Origin of the sequence: Microbacterium foliorum, from assembly GCF_003367705.1 — a bacterium.
Classification (GTDB): domain Bacteria; phylum Actinomycetota; class Actinomycetes; order Actinomycetales; family Microbacteriaceae; genus Microbacterium; species Microbacterium foliorum.
Genome location: NZ_CP031425.1, coordinates 1,351,639 through 1,369,190 on the forward strand (window position 1 = coordinate 1,351,639; position 17,552 = coordinate 1,369,190).

General features: G+C 70.9%; 15 protein-coding genes. 8 read left to right on the forward strand and 7 right to left on the reverse strand.

The genetic code is table 11. From position 1 onward, the window contains the following. Positions 1-103 precede the first annotated feature (103 nt). The 3 genes from DXT68_RS06125 (at position 104) to DXT68_RS06135 (ending at position 5,024) form a co-directional block, all read left to right on the forward strand. Positions 104-421: a WhiB family transcriptional regulator gene (locus DXT68_RS06125; RefSeq protein ID WP_082069052.1), complete on the forward strand. Its 318-nt coding sequence runs from the start codon at positions 104-106 to the stop codon at positions 419-421. Positions 422-540: 119 nt separating this feature from the next. Continuing rightward, positions 541-3,645, forward strand: a complete 3,105-nt coding sequence (locus DXT68_RS06130; protein WP_082069051.1) for a glycosyltransferase — start codon at positions 541-543, stop codon at positions 3,643-3,645. Further along, entirely contained in the window at positions 3,642-5,024 is a 1,383-nt protein-coding gene (locus DXT68_RS06135; RefSeq protein ID WP_045255457.1) for a DUF5719 family protein, read from the forward strand. Before DXT68_RS06130 ends, DXT68_RS06135 begins: the two co-directional genes overlap by 4 nt. Positions 5,025-5,048: 24 nt before the next feature. On the opposite strand, the gene DXT68_RS06140 is transcribed toward DXT68_RS06135, so the two are convergent. After that, positions 5,049-5,390 carry a metallopeptidase family protein gene (locus DXT68_RS06140; RefSeq protein WP_045255687.1) on the reverse strand — a complete coding sequence of 114 codons (342 nt, stop codon included), beginning with the start codon at positions 5,388-5,390 and terminating at the stop codon, positions 5,049-5,051. A 165-nt stretch (positions 5,391-5,555) separates the two neighbouring features. Between DXT68_RS06140 and DXT68_RS06145 the strand changes: the two genes are divergently transcribed. Then, positions 5,556-5,762 (forward strand): DUF3499 family protein, encoded by a 207-nt coding sequence (locus DXT68_RS06145; protein WP_045255456.1) that lies wholly within the window; start codon positions 5,556-5,558, stop codon positions 5,760-5,762. 71 nt (positions 5,763-5,833) lie between these two features. Here DXT68_RS06145 and DXT68_RS06150 read toward each other — a convergent pair whose 3' ends face one another. Next, positions 5,834-6,643: an RDD family protein gene (locus tag DXT68_RS06150; RefSeq protein WP_045255455.1), complete on the reverse strand. Its 810-nt coding sequence runs from the start codon at positions 6,641-6,643 to the stop codon at positions 5,834-5,836. A gap of 16 nt (positions 6,644-6,659) precedes the next feature. On the opposite strand from DXT68_RS06150, the gene DXT68_RS06155 reads away from it, so the two are divergent. Then, positions 6,660-7,652: a stage II sporulation protein M gene (locus DXT68_RS06155; protein WP_045255454.1), complete on the forward strand. Its 993-nt coding sequence runs from the start codon at positions 6,660-6,662 to the stop codon at positions 7,650-7,652. 81 nt (positions 7,653-7,733) lie between these two features. On the opposite strand, the gene DXT68_RS06160 is transcribed toward DXT68_RS06155, so the two are convergent. The 5 genes from DXT68_RS06160 to DXT68_RS06180 form a co-directional block, all read right to left on the reverse strand. Then, positions 7,734-9,041 (reverse strand): DUF58 domain-containing protein, encoded by a 1,308-nt coding sequence (locus DXT68_RS06160; protein WP_045255453.1) that lies wholly within the window; start codon positions 9,039-9,041, stop codon positions 7,734-7,736. Continuing rightward, positions 9,042-9,965, reverse strand: coding sequence for an AAA family ATPase (locus DXT68_RS06165; RefSeq protein WP_115760548.1), 924 nt, complete (start codon positions 9,963-9,965; stop codon positions 9,042-9,044). A 99-nt stretch (positions 9,966-10,064) separates the two neighbouring features. Further along, a complete protein-coding gene (locus DXT68_RS06170) occupies positions 10,065-11,288 on the reverse strand; it encodes a DUF4350 domain-containing protein (RefSeq protein ID WP_052677845.1) in 1,224 nt (407 codons plus the stop codon). Continuing rightward, positions 11,285-11,926, reverse strand: coding sequence for a DUF4129 domain-containing protein (locus tag DXT68_RS06175; RefSeq protein ID WP_045255451.1), 642 nt, complete (start codon positions 11,924-11,926; stop codon positions 11,285-11,287). Before DXT68_RS06175 ends, DXT68_RS06170 begins: the two co-directional genes overlap by 4 nt. Next, positions 11,923-13,323, reverse strand: a complete 1,401-nt coding sequence (locus DXT68_RS06180) for a hypothetical protein (RefSeq protein WP_045255685.1) — start codon at positions 13,321-13,323, stop codon at positions 11,923-11,925. The genes DXT68_RS06175 and DXT68_RS06180 overlap by 4 nt, the downstream gene beginning before the upstream one ends. Positions 13,324-13,418: 95 nt before the next feature. Here DXT68_RS06180 and mtrA point away from each other — a divergent pair, with 95 nt between their 5' ends. Genes mtrA through DXT68_RS06195 form a run of 3 tightly spaced genes read left to right on the forward strand, consistent with a single transcriptional unit; the run spans position 13,419 to position 17,501 of the window. After that, positions 13,419-14,099, forward strand: a complete 681-nt coding sequence (mtrA, locus tag DXT68_RS06185; RefSeq protein WP_045255450.1) for an MtrAB system response regulator MtrA — start codon at positions 13,419-13,421, stop codon at positions 14,097-14,099. Between the two features lie 7 nt (positions 14,100-14,106). Further along, on the forward strand, positions 14,107-15,786 hold the full coding sequence (mtrB, locus tag DXT68_RS06190) for an MtrAB system histidine kinase MtrB (RefSeq protein WP_045255449.1): 1,680 nt from the start codon (positions 14,107-14,109) through the stop codon (positions 15,784-15,786). Then, the gene (locus tag DXT68_RS06195; RefSeq protein ID WP_045255448.1) at positions 15,783-17,501 is read left to right on the forward strand and encodes an LpqB family beta-propeller domain-containing protein; all 1,719 of its coding nucleotides are present in this window, start codon (positions 15,783-15,785) and stop codon (positions 17,499-17,501) included. Before mtrB ends, DXT68_RS06195 begins: the two co-directional genes overlap by 4 nt. Positions 17,502-17,552 lie beyond the last annotated feature (51 nt).

Consider the following 17,552-nt stretch of genomic DNA (forward strand, 5'->3'; position numbering starts at 1 on the left):
TTGAGGGTTTACGATCCACGACTTGACCGATGGGAATGACACGGGTGTAATTAGTTCTGCGCGGCCCGCCGAGGGGGCGGATATTCAGGGGTTGGAGAGCGAGATGACGGGTTACCGTTCAGACGTACCGGAGAACTGGTTCGTCGATCCGATCAACCTCGGTGTTCCCGGGGTGCGGAAGGCCGATGCCGAAGACGACAGTGCCCTGGCCTGGCAGGCCGACGCGCTGTGCTCGCAGACCGATCCCGAGGCGTTCTTCCCCGAGAAGGGCGGCTCGACGCGCGATGCCAAGCGCATCTGCACCTCCTGTGACGTGCGCGGCGAATGCCTCGAGTACGCGCTCAACAACGACGAGCGCTTCGGCATCTGGGGCGGACTCTCGGAGCGCGAGCGCCGCAAGCTGAAGCGCCGCGCCAGCTGACACCTGTACCGGCTGACACCTGCACCGGCTCACACCTGCACCGGCTGACGCACCGCTTCGCGGCCACGCCGGGTGCCCTGTGCGGCGCAGGCCCGGCGCGCGCCTAGGCTGACGACGTCATGCCAGCCCGAGTTCACGCCATCATCGTCGCGCGCCCAGGATCTTCCGCCCGTGCGCAGCTGCTCCGCACGCTCGACGCCCTGCGCGCGCAGACCACCCCGCCTGCGGCGATCACTCTGGTGATGTGCGGCGACGCCGCGTCCGCCCGCGAGAGCGCGGCCGTCGCAGCAGCCGTCGAGGGCATCATCGAGGCTCGCGGCACCACCTCCTTCGCGGATGCCGTGGAGCTCGCCCGCCCACGGATCGCCGAGGGCAGCGCAGTCTGGCTGCTCGCGCACGATACCGCTCCCCACCGTCGCGCCCTGGAGCGACTGGTCGGCACGCTCGAGCGCTCTCCGTCGGCGGCGATCGTCGCCCCGAAGCTCGTGCACACCGACAACGATCGGGAGATCGTCTCGCTCGGCGTCAGCATGACGACGCTCGGACGCTCGGTCGAGCTGGCCGCGGGCGAACTCGACCAGGGGCAGCATGACGGGAGCGACGACGCACTGGGAGCCGACATCCGCGGCGTGCTGATCCGCGACGAGGTCCGCGACGCGCTGCGTCCCGACGCCGCACTCGCCGGGGCCGACCAGGGCCTCGACCTCGGGGTCCGGGCCCGCCTCGGCGGCGGCCGTGTCGTGCTCGCACCGGCCGCACGTGTGTCCGTCTCGCCGGATGGGCCCGCCGCGCTGCCGACCGGGCGGAGCAGACGCGCGTTCGTCACGCGACTCGCTCAGCTGCACCGCAGACTCGCCTATGCGCCCGCTTTCGCGGTGCCGTTGCACTGGCTCGCACTGCTTCCGCTCGCTCTGTGGCGGTCGATCACCCACCTCGTCGGCAAGCGCCCCGAGGCTGTCGCTCCCGAGTGGGGTGCCGCCGCGACGGCGATGGTCCGATTCGGTGCGATCGCGCGGTCGCGCCGGCGGATCCGCTCCTTCCGCACCTCGGGCTGGGCGAGCATCGCCCCCCTGCGGGTCAGCAGCGGCGACCTGCGGCGGCGCCTCGACGACGGGCACGGGAGCGAAGGCGGTGCCATCAGCGAGCTGCGGTTCTTCTCGGGCGGCGGCGCCTGGGCGGTGCTCGCTGCTCTCGTCGTGAGTCTGGCGACGTTCACCACCGTTCTCGCCTGGCCGGTGCTCGGCGGCGGCGGCCTGCTTCCCCTGCGCGCGACCGTCGGGGCGCTGTGGAACGACGCGGCCTGGGGCCTGCGCGGTCTCGGCGCCGCCGTCGTCGGCCCTGCCGATCCGTTCGCCGCGGTGGTCGCGGTCCTGGGTTCCCTGTGGCCGGGAGCTCCATCGTTCTCGCTCGTGCTGCTCTGGATCCTGGCTCTGCCGCTCGCGGTGCTCGGCGGGTGGTTCGCCGCCACCCGCGTCACCGACCGTTCGGGCCTTCGCATCTTCACCGGTGTCGTCTGGGCGCTCGCGCCGACCTTCCTCACCGCGCTCGTCGACGGCCGGCCGACCGCGGTGCTCGTGCATCTGCTTCTTCCCTGGCTCTTCCACGCCGCCGTCGTGACGCATCGCTCCTGGGGGGCGTCGGGCGCGGCATCCCTCCTGTTCGCCGCGGTACTCGCGTGCGCACCCTCGCTGGCGCCCGCGCTCCTGTTCCTGTGGGTCGTCGCCCTGGCCATCACGCTCGCCTCCGCGCGCTTCCGGGGCGCTGTCCGGCTGCTGTGGCTGCCGGTGCCCGCGATCGCGCTGTTCGCACCGCTCGTGCTCTGGCAGCTGCGACACGGCACTCTGCTCGCTGTGCTCGCCGACCCCGGCCTGATCTGGGCGGGCCCGCAGGTCGCCGCGGACGCCGCCGGTCGTCTCACGCTGGCCTCGGGATTTCCCACGGGCGGTGTCGCCGGATGGGCAGTGTGGCTCGGCGTGGAGCTGGCGCCCTGGGCGGGGCTTCTGCTCGCCCCGCTCGCCGTGCTCGCGCTCGTGTCCGCCGTCGCGCCACGATGGCGCGCGGGCATCACGCTGCTCGTCGTCGCCCTGTCGGGTCTCGCCACGGCCTTCCTGGCCGTCGGCATCTCGGTCTCGTTCGCGCAGGGGACGCCGGTGGCCATCTGGCCCGGCGCCGGATTGAGCCTCGCCTGGATCGGTCTCACCGGTGCCGCGGTGGTCACCCTCGACACCGCGTTGACCGCGCCGCGCGTGCGCCTGGTGGGCGCTGCCGTGGCCGGTCTCGCGATCGCCGTGTGCGCTGCGCCCGCGCTCGCCGCCACCCACTCCGATAGATCCGCGCTCCGTGACGGTCCCGTGTCGACGCTCCCCGCCTATGTGGCTGCGCAGGCGGGGGCCGACCGTCCCATCGGCACTCTCGTCCTCACCCCGCAGAACGACGGCGGGCTCGCGACCGAGGTCGTCTGGGGCGGGAGCGAGACGCTGGGGGCCCAGGCGACGATCCTGTCGACGGCCACCGAGCTGCGCGGCACCGATCTGACCACGCTGTCGGTCGATCTCCTCTCAGCACGCGACTTCGACGCCGCCGGTGAGCTGGGCGATGCCGGGATCTCCTACGTCCTCCTGTCCAGCCCGTCGGACGACCAGTCCGACCGCGCCCGTGCCCTCGGCACGTCGGCCGAGAGCTCCCTCGACCAGCGGGCCGGGTTCGTTCCGGCAGGCTCCACGGATCGCGGGGTCCTGTACCGGCTCGAATCCGAGGCCTCCCCTCGATCGTCGCTCACCGGCGGCGAGCAGGCGACGACACGCCTCGTGGTCACTCTGCAGTTCGTGATGATCTTCGCCGCTCTGCTGCTCTCGGTGCCGACGCGTGCGTCGCGACGCGCTGCCCGCGCCACCTCACGCATCGTCGGGCGCGCCCCCGAGGAGCCGCTGGTCCTTCCCCGGCACCCGGAGGATCGGGACGACGACATCCCCGTCGTGCCCGCTGCGGTCGCGGAGTCGGTCGAGGGACGCGACGAGCCGCAGGACGCCCCTGAGGCGGATATGCGCCCTGCGCAGGGACCCGCCCGGGTGGTCGACACCACCCCGGCTCAGGCCGCTGATGCCACGGACGCCGAGGGCGCGGACCGTGCTCCGCAGACCGGGGCCGCCGACGCCGAGGGGGAGTCCGGTTCCGATCCGGAGGAGCCCGATTCCCAGAGGACCGATGAGGGGGAGAGGCCATGAGCGGTACGCGCGCATTCCGAGCGGCGGCGACCGGTGCCCGCCTGGTGACGGGCGCGATCGTCGCGGGCGCATGCGTGGTCGCCGTGGTGTTCGGGGTCACGGCCTCCTGGCCGTCGGTCGAGCACAAGCCCGCGAGTGCCGAGGTGACGCCGCTCCCCGGCGACACGGTGCTCGTGTGCAACGGCGATTTCCGGGCCATCGGCCGTGACCCCGCGAACCCGTTCCAGATGGTCACCGCCGGGTCTCCTGCCCTCTCGGCCGCCGGATCCTCGGGCACGGCCGACTCCACCCCGCTCGTCGCCGACGACCTCGCCGAGGGGGGATCGGCGCAACGCCTGGTCGGAGAGGTCGAGGGGCGCGAGGCCCCGCTGCTCGCCGCGACCGAGTCGATCTCTCTCGCGGCCGAAGACCTCTCGGGTCTGGCCGCCGCCCCCTGCCGTCCCGCGAGCCAGGACTCCTGGATCGTCGGCGGCTCTGTCCAGACGGGTGCCGAGGATCTCATCGTGCTCACGAACCCCGGAGTCGTGCCCTCGACCGTCACGCTCGTCGCCCACGGCTCCGTCCGGGCGTCGCGCACCGTGATCGTGCCGGCCGAATCGCAGTCGGCCGTGCCGCTGACCTCGCTCGCAGCGGGGTCTGATCTGCCGATGGTGCACGTCACCGCCACGGGCTCGCCGGTGCGCGCCGTGCTCCAGTCCTCACTCACACGCACGCTCGATCCCGCGGGCGTCGATCTGCAGGATGCCGTGTCCGCCCCGCAGCAGCACGCAGTGCTCCCGGGGGTCCGGCTCTTCGAGACCCAGGGCGACAGCGGAGACTCGACGGTCGTGCGCCTGATGTCTCCCGACGCCGATGCGCAGGCGGTCGTGACCGTGAACGCCCTGGGATCCGCGGCGATCGCCGGGACGTTCGACGTGCCCCTGACTGCGGGCACGCCGACCGAGCTGTCGCTGTCGGCGCTGTCACCGGGGGAGTACACGGTGCGGGTCGATTCCGACACGCCGGTGCTCTCCGCCGTCCGCCAGCAGGAGGGCGGCGGACCACGGGACGACTTCGCCTGGGTGATGCCCGCGCCCGAGATCGACGACGAGGTGCTCGCGGCGGTGCCGCTGGGGCCGGCTCCCCGGCTGGTGCTCGTGAACACCGCGGATGCCGACGTGACGGTGCAGGTCGAACCCGTCACCGGCGGCGATCCCATCGATGTCGACGTCGCCGCCGGATCGTCGTCGTCGATCGAGGTGCGTCCGCGCACGGTGTACTCGGTGAAGGGGTCGGGACCGATCCATGCCTCGGTGACGATGACGGACACCGGCGCGCTCGCGGTCTGGCCGCTGTGGCCGGCAGCGGGCACGCAGCAGAGCATCACCGTCTACCCCTGACGTCGGGATGGTGCCCGGCGGGCGTCAGTGGTCGTGGCCGCCGAAGTCCCAGGGCTCTCGGCCCACGTACTCCGCCGCGGCGCGGAAGACGGCGCTCTCGATCGCCATCTTGCGGTGCGCGATGTCGTCGTGGCCGGGGGGCAGCAGACGTTCGATCGGCAGCCGGAACAACACGATCCGCTGCTGCTCATGATCGAGGTGCCAGCGGGGCACCTCGTCGGTCGCGTCGAAGTCCGGCATCGCGCCGATCTCGAATCTGACGTCCTGCAGCTCGGGCCAGGTTCCGCGCAGGAACTCCACGGCGGTGCCGACCGTGAGATCGAACCGGTCGATGCGGCCGTCGAGCGGGGCGAGGGGCGGGCGCACGGCCTCGCTGCGGCCCACGCGCCCGTGCCGTCCGTGCCGAGCCCCGCGGCGCGGCGAGTCTGAGGTGCGGGGGCGACGGGGCATAGCGAAAGTCTAGGCGGAGTCTGCGGCGGGCGGCGGCGCGGCATCCGGGCGCGCTCCGTCCGGCGACGTAGCCTGGCGGAGATGAACGGACGACTCTGCTCGAAGGTCGGCTGCGCGCGAGAAGCCGTGGCGACGATCACCTACGACTATGGCGACCAGATGGCCGCGCTCGGTCCTCTCGGTCTCGCGGGGCATCCGCACTCGCATGATCTGTGCGCGCCCCATGCGGATCGGCTCTCGGTACCCTCCGGATGGATCGTCGTGCGGCACGAGGCGCTGCGAGCCTGATCCCGTAGACGACCCCGCCTCGGCCGGCCCGCGCCGGGCAGGACACGTCGCGCCGGTCGGCGACGACCTCCTCAGACGCCGACGCGTCGCCCGGTGAGCTTCTCGGCCCTGCGGTCGGCATTCCGCAGTGCGCGGCCCTCGCGCTCGCGGCGGAGCACCGTGATCCCGACCAGCACGACCTCCGGCGCCTCCGGGGGCAGTGGCGAGACGAACGGTGCGGCTTCGGCGAGCAGATCCTGCGCGACGCGGGCACGGGCTGCGGGGAGCATGCGGGGAGCGCTCTGCAGGAACTGCGAGATCCGCCGGGCGAGCCGGTCGGGAAGTCTGGCGACATCGGCGATCTGCGCCCACCCTGCCAGCATCGGCGGGAGCACGGGAACGCTCGCGACGAGCGCGGGCGTGCGCACCCGCTGGCTGTACGTGCCCGCGACCATGTCGCCCAGCCGCTGCGATCGGGCGCTGAACGCCCCCGCCAGGACGGCGACGCTTCCCAGGGTCAGATAGATCTCCAGCACGCCGAGGAGCGCACGGATGAACGCGTGGCGGAACCCGGTCGCCCCGCCGTCGATGCGCACGATCCGTCCGCCCACCGCGAGCTTGCCGAGGCTGCGGCCCTTGAGAGTGACCTCCATGGTGATCGGCAGGACGACGAAGCTGATCACGATCGATACGACCGTCGCGATGCGATCCGTCGCCTCGTCCAGCAGCCCCAGATTGAGCAGCCAGATCCGCAGGAACACGGTCAGAAGAAAGACACCGAGTCCGAGGAGCAGGTCGATGATCGCTCCGGCCGCCCTCAGGACGAAGCCCACCGGCTGCACGTCGATCGCGACGGCTTCGCCGGAGAGCACCTCGTCGGAGGCATCGAGCGGGGCAGACATGAGTACAGTAAATCAGGTGGATGCCGATGCGCTGACAGATGCACGCCGCGCCGAGTGGGAGCGGCTGGAGCAACTGAGCCGCGCGCGCCTAGACGGAGCCGGCGTCGATGAGCTGATCGTGCGCTACCGCGCGGCATCCGCTGATCTCGCCGAGCTCAAGACCTCGGTGGGAGAGTCGCCGCAGGGCGCGTACCTGTCGACGATCCTGGTGCGGGCGCGTCTGCGCCTCACCGGCGCCTCAGACAGCATCCTCACCCAGACCGCCCGCTTCTTCTCGTCGCAGCTGCCGGCGGCGCTGTACCGGCTGCGCTGGACCACTCTGATCATCGCGGTGTCCTTCATCGCCATCGTCGTCGGCACGGCCGCCTGGATATCCTCCGACCCCGCTCTCATCGCGACCCTCGGGCCGCCCGACATGCTCGAGCAGTACGCCGACGAGAGCTTCACCGGCTACTACACCGAGAACCCGGCCGCCGCGTTCATGGGGATGGTCTGGACCAACAACGCCTGGATCGCCCTGCAGTGCGTGCTCTTCGGCATCACCGGGCTGTGGCCGATCCAGGTGCTCGTGCAGAACGCGATGGGCCTCGGGATCTCGGGAGCCGTCATGGTCGCCCACGACAAGGTCGATGTGATGATCCTCTACATCCTCCCGCACGGGCTCCTCGAGATGACGTCGATCTTCGTCGCAGCGGCCGCAGGGCTGCATCTGTTCTGGTCCTGGGTCGCTCCGGGCCACCGCTCCCGGGGCGAGTCGCTGGCTGCAGAGGGCCGCGCGCTGGCGACGGTCGCGATCGGGCTGGTGTTCTCGCTGTTCGCATCCGGACTGATCGAGGGATTCATCACCGGCTGGGCGCTGCCCTGGCCGCTCAAGATCGGCATCGGGGCCGCGGCGCTCGCTGCCTTCCTGATCTACATGGTCGTCATCGGAGGTCGTGCGCACCGCCGCGGCGAGACGGGCGACCTCATCGAGTACGAGGCGGGGACGCCCCGACTGCTCGCGGGCTGAGCGCGCGCACCCCGCGTCAGCCCGTGCTCACAGAAGACACCGTGCTCACAGACGGGGCCGTGCTCACAGACGGGGCCGTGCTCACAGACGTCCGGCGGCCTTGAGCTCCAGGTAGCGGTCGGCGATCCTCGGGGGCAGCGCCTCGGGGTCGGCGGCGATCGCCTCGCCACCGGCGCGACGCACGGCATCCGCCACGTTCTCGGCATCGCGCATCGTGCGCTCGGCCGCGGCCGCGAGGTAGATCTCCTCACGGGAGCCGCGTCTCTTCGCGAGGTCGGCGATGCCGTCGTCCGTCACGGATCCGACGAGGATGGAGGTGGCCCTCGTGGCATCGGGGAAGGCGCCGAGGAACCCGCGTGCCGACTCCGCGGCGTCCTGCGCGGTGAGCACGACGATCAGAGCGGGACGCGTGGTGAGAGTGCGCACGGCCGCGAACGCGCCGGGCCAGTCGGTGTCGACCAGCCGTGCGTGCACGGGGGCCATGGCGTCGGTGAGGGCGGGAAGCAGCGCCGAGCCGTCGACGCCGGTGACGCGGGCGCGGACCACCCGGTCGTACATCAGCAGGTGCACGTGGTCACCGGCACGTGCAGCGAGGGCCGCGAGCAGCAACGACGCCTCCAGTGCCGCGTCGACTCTCGTCCCGTCGCCCACGCGGGCCGCGGCCGTGCGCCCGGTGTCGATGATGATCACCACGTGTCGGTCGCGCTCAGGGCGCCAGGTGCGCAGCATCGTCGTGCCTGCTCGTGCGGTCGCTCGCCAGTCGATCGAGCGCACATCGTCGCCGCGCACGTACTCGCGCAGCGAATCGAACTCCGTGCCCTGGCCGCGCACCTGGATGCTCGTGTTGCCGTCGAGCTCGCGCAGCCGGGCCAGACGCGAGGGCAGGTGCTTGCGGGAGGTGAAGGCCGGCAGCACCCGGATCGTGCCGCGCACCCGATGGCGCACCTGTCGGCCGGAGAGTCCGAGCGGTCCCTGCGAGCGGATCATCACGAACTCGCTGGAGAGCTCGCCACGGCGGCGGGGGAGGAGCGGGATCGCGACGCGGCGCCGCTCGCCAGGGGGCACGATGAGCCGTTGCCGGTCCTCGCCCGCGCCGGCCGTGGGCTGCCAGGCATCGCGGATCAGCGCATGGAGCGTCCGGGAGCCGAGGTTCTGCAGCGCGACGCTCACCGGCACCGGCTCGCCGAGTCGCGTGCGGGTCGGTACGCGTCTGGTCACCACGACCGTGCGCGGGCTGGGCGCTGCCAGCACGTCAACGACCAGCAGCAGAATGCACAGCCCCACCCAGACGCCGAGTACGGCGTATGCGGGGTACCCGGCGAGCCCGGCGAGGACGACGGGAACGATGCCGACGGCGACGGCGAGCGCGAGACGACCGGTGACGAACACCTAGATCGGCACCCTCGTCTGCTGCACGACGGAGGTCAGCACGGCATCCGCCGACACGCCCTCCATCTGAGCATCCGGCCGCAGCTGCAGTCGATGACGCCAGACCGGCACCAGCATCGTCTGCACGTGGTCGGGGGTGACCGCCGACGAGGCATTGAGCCAGGCCCAGGCCTTCGCCGCGGCGAGCAGACCGGTCGACGCGCGCGGGCTCGCGCCCAGCTCCACCGACGGCGACTGCCGTGTGGCTCTGGCGAGGTCGACGACGTATCCGAGCACGTCGTCGGTCACCTCCACCCTGCCCGCGGCGGCCTGAGCGGCACGGATCTCCTCCGCCGACACCGCGGCCTCGACGCCGGTGAGCTCGCGGGGCGAGAATCCGGAGGCGTGCTTGCGCAGCACGGAGACCTCGGCGTCGCGCTCCGGCATCCCGACGACGAGCTTCATCAGGAAGCGGTCGAGCTGCGCCTCGGGCAGGGAGTAGGTGCCCTCGTGCTCGATCGGGTTCTGGGTCGCGGCCACGAGGAAGGGATCGGGAAGCGGGCGGCTCATGCCGTCGGCCGACACCTGCCGTTCCTCCATCGCCTCCAGCAGTGCCGCCTGCGTCTTCGGGGGCGTGCGGTTGATCTCGTCAGCGAGCAGGATGTTGGTGAACACCGGACCCGCACGGAAGTCGAACTCGCCGGTGCGGGCGTCATACACGAGCGAACCTGTCACGTCACCCGGCATGAGGTCGGGGGTGAACTGCACGCGCTTGGTGTCGAGACCGAGGGCGCGGGCGAACGAGCGGACCACGAGGGTCTTGGCGACACCGGGCACGCCCTCGAGCAGGACATGACCGCGAGCGAGCAGGGAGACCAGCAACCCGGTGACGGTGCCGGCCTGGCCGACCACGGCCTTGTCGACCTCGATGCGCACCCGGTGCATGGCCTGACGCAGTTCGGCGTCGGTGGAGTTCTCAGCGGTCACGTGGTGTCCTCGGCTTCCGTTGCGGTGAAGGTATGGCGGTCACGGCGGTTCGAGATCTCACTCGTCCCTCCGCTCGATGATGGTGGAGGCGTCGACGGCCTCTTCGAGCTCCCGCAGGCGCCGGCTCAGATCGATCAGCGTGGGATCGTCCGCGGGAGGGGGGCCGGCGAGGAGATCGTGCAGCGAGCCGCGCGGGATGCGCAGCCGATCGGATGCCGCGTCGGCGATCTCCTCGGGGCTCGCGGTCACGGCCAGCCCGAGTCGGCGAGCGAGTCTGCGCCTGCTGCCGTCGCGGATCGCCTCGGAGGCGTGCACGGCGTCGCCCGCCTTCGCGGTCAGCCGCGCGCGTCCGTGCATCGTCTCGGAGGCGCGCACCGTGACAGGCAGCGTCTCCGACACGAGGGGACCGAAGCGCTGACCCCGCCACAGTGCCGCGGCGAGTCCGGCGATCATCAGCAGGAGGATCGCGGGCGTCACCCATCCCGGCGTGAGCGAGCCCAGTGTGTCGGGTGTCTCGCCCTCGATGTCCGTGTCGCCGAAGCTCGGCACGTACCAGACGACGCGATCGGTCTGTCCCAGCAGCGCGATGCCGAGGGCGGCGTTGCCGTCGTCGGCGAGGTAGGCGTTGCTGAACAACCGTGCACCCTCGACGAGGATCCGCGTCGCGTCGGCATCGTCGTCGATGAGCACAGCCGACGCGTCGGTCCCGAAGCACCCTTCGACGCCGTCGGCGGGGGTGAACAGCCGATCGGGGCGAATCGTGCCGACATCCGCGAACTCGGGCGCATCGCATCCCGCCGACACGGGCGCGGAGTCGGGGGTGGCGTTCTCGCCGAGCTCGAACAGGTTCAGCAGATGCGTGCTGCTGGAGAGGAAGACCGTTCGAGCTGCGGGCTCGACGAGGTCGGCGATCCCCTCGTCGCTCAGCGTGTACGGGTTGGACATGACGAGGGTCGTGTCGGCGTCCAGCGCCGCACGTGCCTCCGTCCTCGAGCGGAAGACCGACACCTCCACACCCTGCTGCTCGAGGATCTGCGCAAGCGCCATGGCGCCCGATTCGCCCACGCTCTCGGGGTCGAGGGCACCGCGCTGGTCCGGCATCCGGACGCCCACCTGGATCGCGACGAAGACGCCCCCGAGAACGAGCGCGGCGACGATCAGCCATCCGAGCAGCGATTTCAGGCGTCGTCGTCGGTGCGGCTGCTCGGCCGTCGACGGTACATCGACCTCAGGCCCGCTCGGGCGCTGCGCGGTCACCACGCTGTCGTCCATCACGGTCATGCGGGCACCAGGTCGGGGCGCAGGGAGCTGAGCCTCTCATCGGTCGCGGCGAGCTCGGCGTAGCGCTCGGCGGTCGCCGGATGCCGCAGATACCGCACGTCGTCGAACGAGACCGCCGCGCGACGCACCGGGTCGCTCTCGACAGGGAAGACCGCGGAGACCTCCCGGGCGATGGCCTGAGCCGTGGCGCCGGGGGACGGGTCGATGAGGTCGCGCTCCAGCAGACCCCTCGCCAGCGCCCGGAATCGGAGGATGGTCGCCTCATCCCAGTCCTGGGCGCGGGCGGCGCGGTCGGCGTCCGTGCGCAGCTGCGCCGCCGACCGATCGTCCTCGGCGCCGAGCAGACCGCCCCGGGCCACGCGGACCGACTGGGAGCGCCGTGGGCGGCCCCAGATGATCAGAGCGGCGACGAGGGCGCCGAAGACGATGATGCTGACGATGATCAAAGCCGAGGGGCCGACGCTCGCGCCGTTGTCGGCACTGAAGAGATCGGCCAGGAATCGGCCGATGTCCCGGGCCATGAGGTCGAACCAGGTCGGCTTCGCGTCCGCGTAGCGGGGATCCGCGAGCTCCTGCTCGGCCCACCGCCGCGCCTCGTCGCCGTCCGGCACGCGCACATCATCGAGGAGGCGGGTCATGCCGGACCCTCACCCCCCGTGCCGGGCGCCGCCCAGGTCGACTCCGCGCTCGTCGTGGGCGGGGCGGCGGGAGCGGGAGGCGGAGTGGACGGCGTGGAGTACGGGGGCTGTGCCGGTGCCCGCGGCGGCTGCTGCGCGGGGTACGGCGCCTGTGCCGGGTACTGCTGTTGAGCGGGGTACTGCTGCGGAGCAGGGTACGGCTGTGCCGGGTACTGCTGCTGTGCGGGGTACTGCTGCGGAGCAGGGTAGGGCTGCCCCGGGTACTCCTGTGTCCCGTAACCGGCGCTCATCATCGCCCACTCCGGCACCTGCTTCGGCGGGGGTGCGCTCGTCACGGCCTTCGACGGGTCCACCACGAACGGGTCGCCCAGCTGCTCCTCGGTCCACCCGAGATCGCGGCGCTCGACGTGGCCGATCAGAGCCTGGTCGAGGCCCTCGTACCGCATCCGGCTGTCGAGGTAGACGAGCGTGCCGGCGGTGCTCTGCACGACGAGCGTGATCGCCTGCAGGACAAGCAGGAGGATCTGCGGGGCGAGCAGGGCGAAGACGAACCCCATGATCGCTCCCGTGTCGGACGAACCGGTCGGGGCGATCACGGTGCTGAACATCGAGCCCAGCAGCGTCGCCGGCAGGCTCACCAGCTGCATCGCGACGCCCATGATCGCGCCGATCAGGAAGGTGACTCCCCAGGCGGTCCAGAATCGGCCGCGGGTGAGCCGCCACGATCGGACGAACGCCTCGCGGAACGTCGCCCGTTCGAGCACCAGGATCGAGGGCACGAGCAGCAGCTTGGTCGTGAGCCAGACCACCAGCGGGATGGTCGCGAGGATCACCACGACCACGAGGATGATGATGCCGCCGATCGCCTCGATCGAATTCCCCAGACCCCCGGCGACGAATCCGGCGATGATGAGGAACACGATCACGATCACGCCGAAAACGAAGACGACCGAGAGGGATGCGAAGCCCGCCAGTCGCCAGAACGAGGGGACCATCCGGCGCCAGAGGGTGCCGAGACCGGCCTTCACCCCGATTGCGGCGAAGCCGATCTCGGCGGCGACCACTCCCTGCATCAGGGCGGTGAAGGCGATGGAGGCGATGCCCACGGCGAGACCCGCCACGAGATTCATCGCGATGGTTCCGGCGAACACGGCCTCGAAGTCCGCGGAGGAGGGGGAGAGGGACTCCAGGCGCGTGAAGGTCGTGACGAACACGAACCCCATCACGGTGGCGCTGAGCACCACGACCGCCAGCTGGATCACGACCCCGAACCCGAAGAGCACCTTCGGGTTGTGGCGCAGCGCCGCGAATGACCTGCTCAGCAGCATCCCGAAGGTCAGCGGATGCAGGGGGATGATGCCCCTCTTCGGGGCAGGGGTCCACGTCTGGCCGCTCACCGGCACTCCCTCCGTCGTGCGGTCCCATCGTGTCACACCCGCCGTCGGACGCGCAGACGGAGGTCGGTGGGACTGAGTGCCATAAGGTAACAGTTATGACCTCACGCATTCTTGTGGTCGACGATGACACCGCGCTCGCCGAGATGATCGGCATCGTGCTGCGCACGGAGGGCTTCGAGCCGGTGTTCTGCGCCGACGGAGCGCGGGCCGTCGAGGAGTGGCGCACGCAGCGTCCCGACCTCGTGCTGCTCGACCTGATGCTCCCCGGCATGGACGGCATCGAGATCTGCACGCGGATCCGGGCCGAGTCCGGAGTCCCCGTCATCATGCTCACCGCCCGCAGCGACACCGCCGACGTGGTGCGCGGCCTGGAGGTCGGGGCCGACGACTACATCGTGAAGCCCTTCAATCCGAAGGAGCTCGTCGCGCGCATCCGCACCAGGCTCCGCCCCACTCCGCAGACGGTCGGAGAGCAGCTGCGCGTGGGCGACCTCACCGTCGACGTCGATGCGCACGAGGTGCGGCGCGGCACGGAGCCGATCGCCCTGACGCCGCTGGAGTTCCAGCTGCTCGTCGCCCTCGCGTCCAAGCCGCAGCAGGTCTTCTCCCGCGAGATGCTCCTCGAGCAGGTGTGGGGCTACCACTACAAGGCGGACACCCGTCTGGTCAACGTGCACGTCCAGCGCCTGAGGGCCAAGGTCGAGCTCGACCCCGACAATCCCAAGATCGTCATGACGGTGCGCGGCGTGGGTTACCGCGCCGGGAGCGCGGGATAGGACGACGATGGCCGCGCCCACAGCGACCACCACGGCGGTCGCTGTCATCCGCGACTGGCGAGGCTGGCCGTCGGTCATCAGCACGCTGTGGCGGAGCTCGCTGCGTTTCCGCACGCTGACCATCACTCTTCTGCTCACATCGACCGCGATCCTCATCACGTGCGTCACCATGGCCCTGGTGATCCAGAACGATCTCTTCGAATCCCGCAAGACCGAGGCGCTCGAAGACGCGGCCCGCGCCGTGAACCTGGCGCAGGTGACGCTGGATTCCGCGGCGCTCGGCGATGAGCCCGCCGCACTGCAGGAACTCTGGGACAGTGTGCAGGCAGATCTCCGACGCTATTCGACGGCAGAGGGCTTCGCAGGCATCCGGATGAACGACGATCCCGATGCCGTCGCCTTGAACGGGTTCTCCGCGGGGTTGAGCGCCAACATCATCAGCACGGGTCTGAGCAACAGGGTCGTGCAGTTCGACGACCGCCAATCCTGGCAGTCGGTGGGGCTCGACGTCGCCGGCCGGGTCGTCCCGGGGATCATCGTCGGCCAACAGCTGCAGGTTCCTGAGGCGGGATCCTTCCAGCTCTACTTCGCTTACGATCTCGCCGATGCCGACAACACCCTCACGTTCGTGCAGCGGACGCTGTGGATCGCCGGGATCGGGCTCGTCGCCATCGTCGCGGCGATCTCGTTCATCGTGCTGCGCACCGTCTCGACCCCGATCGTCGAGGCCGCCGAGACCAGCGCCAGACTCGCGTCGGGCGACCTGGCGGTGCGCATCGACGTGCACGGAGAAGATGAGATCGCGACCCTCGGCCGGTCGTTCAACGCGATGGCTGACAGCATCGAGTCTCAGATCAAGGAACTCGGCGAGCTCTCGCTCGTGCAGCAGCGATTCGTGTCCGACGTCTCGCACGAGCTGCGGACGCCGCTCACGACCATCCGTCTCGCGGCCGACATGCTCAACGATCAGCGCGGGGAGTTCGATCCGACCACCGCCCGGACGACCGAGCTGCTGCACACCCAGGTGCAGCGTTTCGAGACGTTGCTGTCCGACCTGCTGGAGATCAGCCGCTACGACGCGGGGTCCGTGCAGCTGGAGCTCGAGGCCACGAGCCTCGCGCATCTCGCGGAGGACATCATCGAGCAGATGCAGCCGCTCGCGGACGGACGCGGCACCGAGCTGCGTCTGGTCGCGCCGGGCGGCTACTCTCCGGTGGACATGGATCCGCGTCGCGTGCGCCGGGTGCTGCGCAATCTGATCGGCAACGCGATCGAGCACGGCGAGGGGCGCCCGGTCGTGGTGACCGTCGACAGCAACCAGCATGCGGTCGCCGCGGGTGTGCGCGACTTCGGGCTCGGCATGGACCCGGCGGATGCCGAGCGGGTGTTCGACCGTTTCTGGCGGGCGGATCCGTCGCGGCAGCGCACGATCGGCGGCACGGGTCTCGGGCTCTCCATCGCGCTCGGCGACGCGACTCTGCACGGCGGGAGCCTCGCGGTGTGGTCCGAGCTCGGTGTCGGCACGAACTTCGTGCTGACGCTGCCGCGCCGCGGCGACGCCTCCGAGGGGCCGTCGCCGATCCCCACGGAGCCGCAGGATTCGCTGTCCGAGATCGGCGATGCGACCCAGCCGATCCACCTCGCCGACATCCCTGCCGAGCTCTTCGACCGAGGGAGCATCGAATGATTCGACGGACCCCACGGATCCTGCGCGGACTCGCCGTCGCCACGGTCGCGCTCATGCTCACCGCGTGCACGGGGCTGCCGACCTCCGGCGACGCCCAGCCGGGCCTCGCTCTGGGGGCGTCTCCCGAAGACCCGGACTTCCTCCCGCTGGCTTCGGGTCCCGCAGATGGTGCCGCGCCGGCCTCGATCGTCGAAGGCTTCATGGAGGCGGCGATCACCCCGGCGGACAACTGGGACACCGCCCGCAAGTTCCTCACCCCCGACCTCGCGTCGACCTGGCGCCCGAACACCGGCGTCTCGATCGACGTGAGCGCGTCGACGCGCGTGTTCACGTCGAGCGTCGATGAGACCGACGAGCCCTCCGCGGGCGACACCGCCGATGTGCGTGTCACGTTCGATCAGCTGGCCAGCGTCGATGCGACCGGTGCCTACTCGGAGTCGTTCGGCGCCTCGAACTCAGCCTTCGTCGTGGTGTTCGACGAGGGACAGTGGCGCATCTCGGAGGCCCCCGATGGCGTGGTGATCGATCAGTCCAGGTTCTCGCGCGTCTACGACGACTTCGCTCTGCAGTACTACGACCAGACGTGGGAGCGTCTGGTGCCGGACGTGCGGTGGTTCCCCCGTCGTGCCACGGTGGCCACGACGATCGCGCAGTCGCTGATCGGCGGCGCCCCCAGCCCCTGGCTCGACCCGGCAGTGCAGAGCGCGTTCCCCCAGGGGGTGCAGCTCGCGCGCGACGCCGTGCCGATCGACTCCGACCAGGTCGCAGACGTGGCGCTGAACCGAGATGCCCTGAGCCTGGATCCGAAGACGCTCGCCCGGATGCGCACGCAGCTGCAGACGACTTTCGCCGCGGCCGGCCTGCAGATCAGTCAGGTGCGTTTCACCGTCGACGGACGCGCTCTCGAAGCGGGGGTCGTCAAGCTCGTGGAGGACCCCGCCGAAGCCGGCAGCATCGTGCTGCGGGACGGCGAGTTCGGAACGCTCGTGGGCAGTGAGATCACCCCGATCGCCGGGGTCACGGAGGAGATACTCGCCGCCACGCAGCCGATCTCGGCGATCGACGTGGCGCTCGACAACTCGCGTGCGGCCGTCCAGCTCGCGGATGGCCACGTCTATCTCGCGGGCGAGGGCCAGTTCGACGAATTGGACAAGCGCGCGAACCTCGTGCGTCCGTCGATGGACCCCTACGGCTACACCTGGTCTGTGCCCTCGAACGCGCCGTCCGCGCTGCAGGCGATCGGCAGCGAGGTGGCCCCGAACGCGATCTCCGGTGCGTGGCCGGACGCATCTGCGGTGTCCGCCATACGCGTCTCGGTCGACGGCGCCCGGATCGCCGCAGTCGTGGTGGTCGGCGGCGAGCGATGGATCGTCGTGTCGTCGGTGATCCGCGACGAGACGGGTGTGCCGACCGAGTTGGGACCGATCGAGCCGCTCGCGCAGCTGTCGGGTGCGGCGACCGCTCTCGTGTGGCTCGGCCCGGACCGTCTGGGGGTGCTGGCCGACCTCGAGGACCGGACGGTGATCACGCAGATCGTCGGCGGCACCGGGACGTCGGAGGTGGCGCCTACAGAAGCCGTGTCGCTCGCCGGTGCCCGCACCGCGTCGGGGCTGCGGGTCCTCGGTGCCGGCGGGGCCGTCTTCGCGCGCACGGGCTCTGCGTGGAGCGAGTCGATCAGCGGGGTCGCCCTGCTCGCCACCCGCGCGGGGCACTGACCACGGGGCGCACCGCTCCTGCACTTGACGGTGCTCCGCGCGCACTTCCGT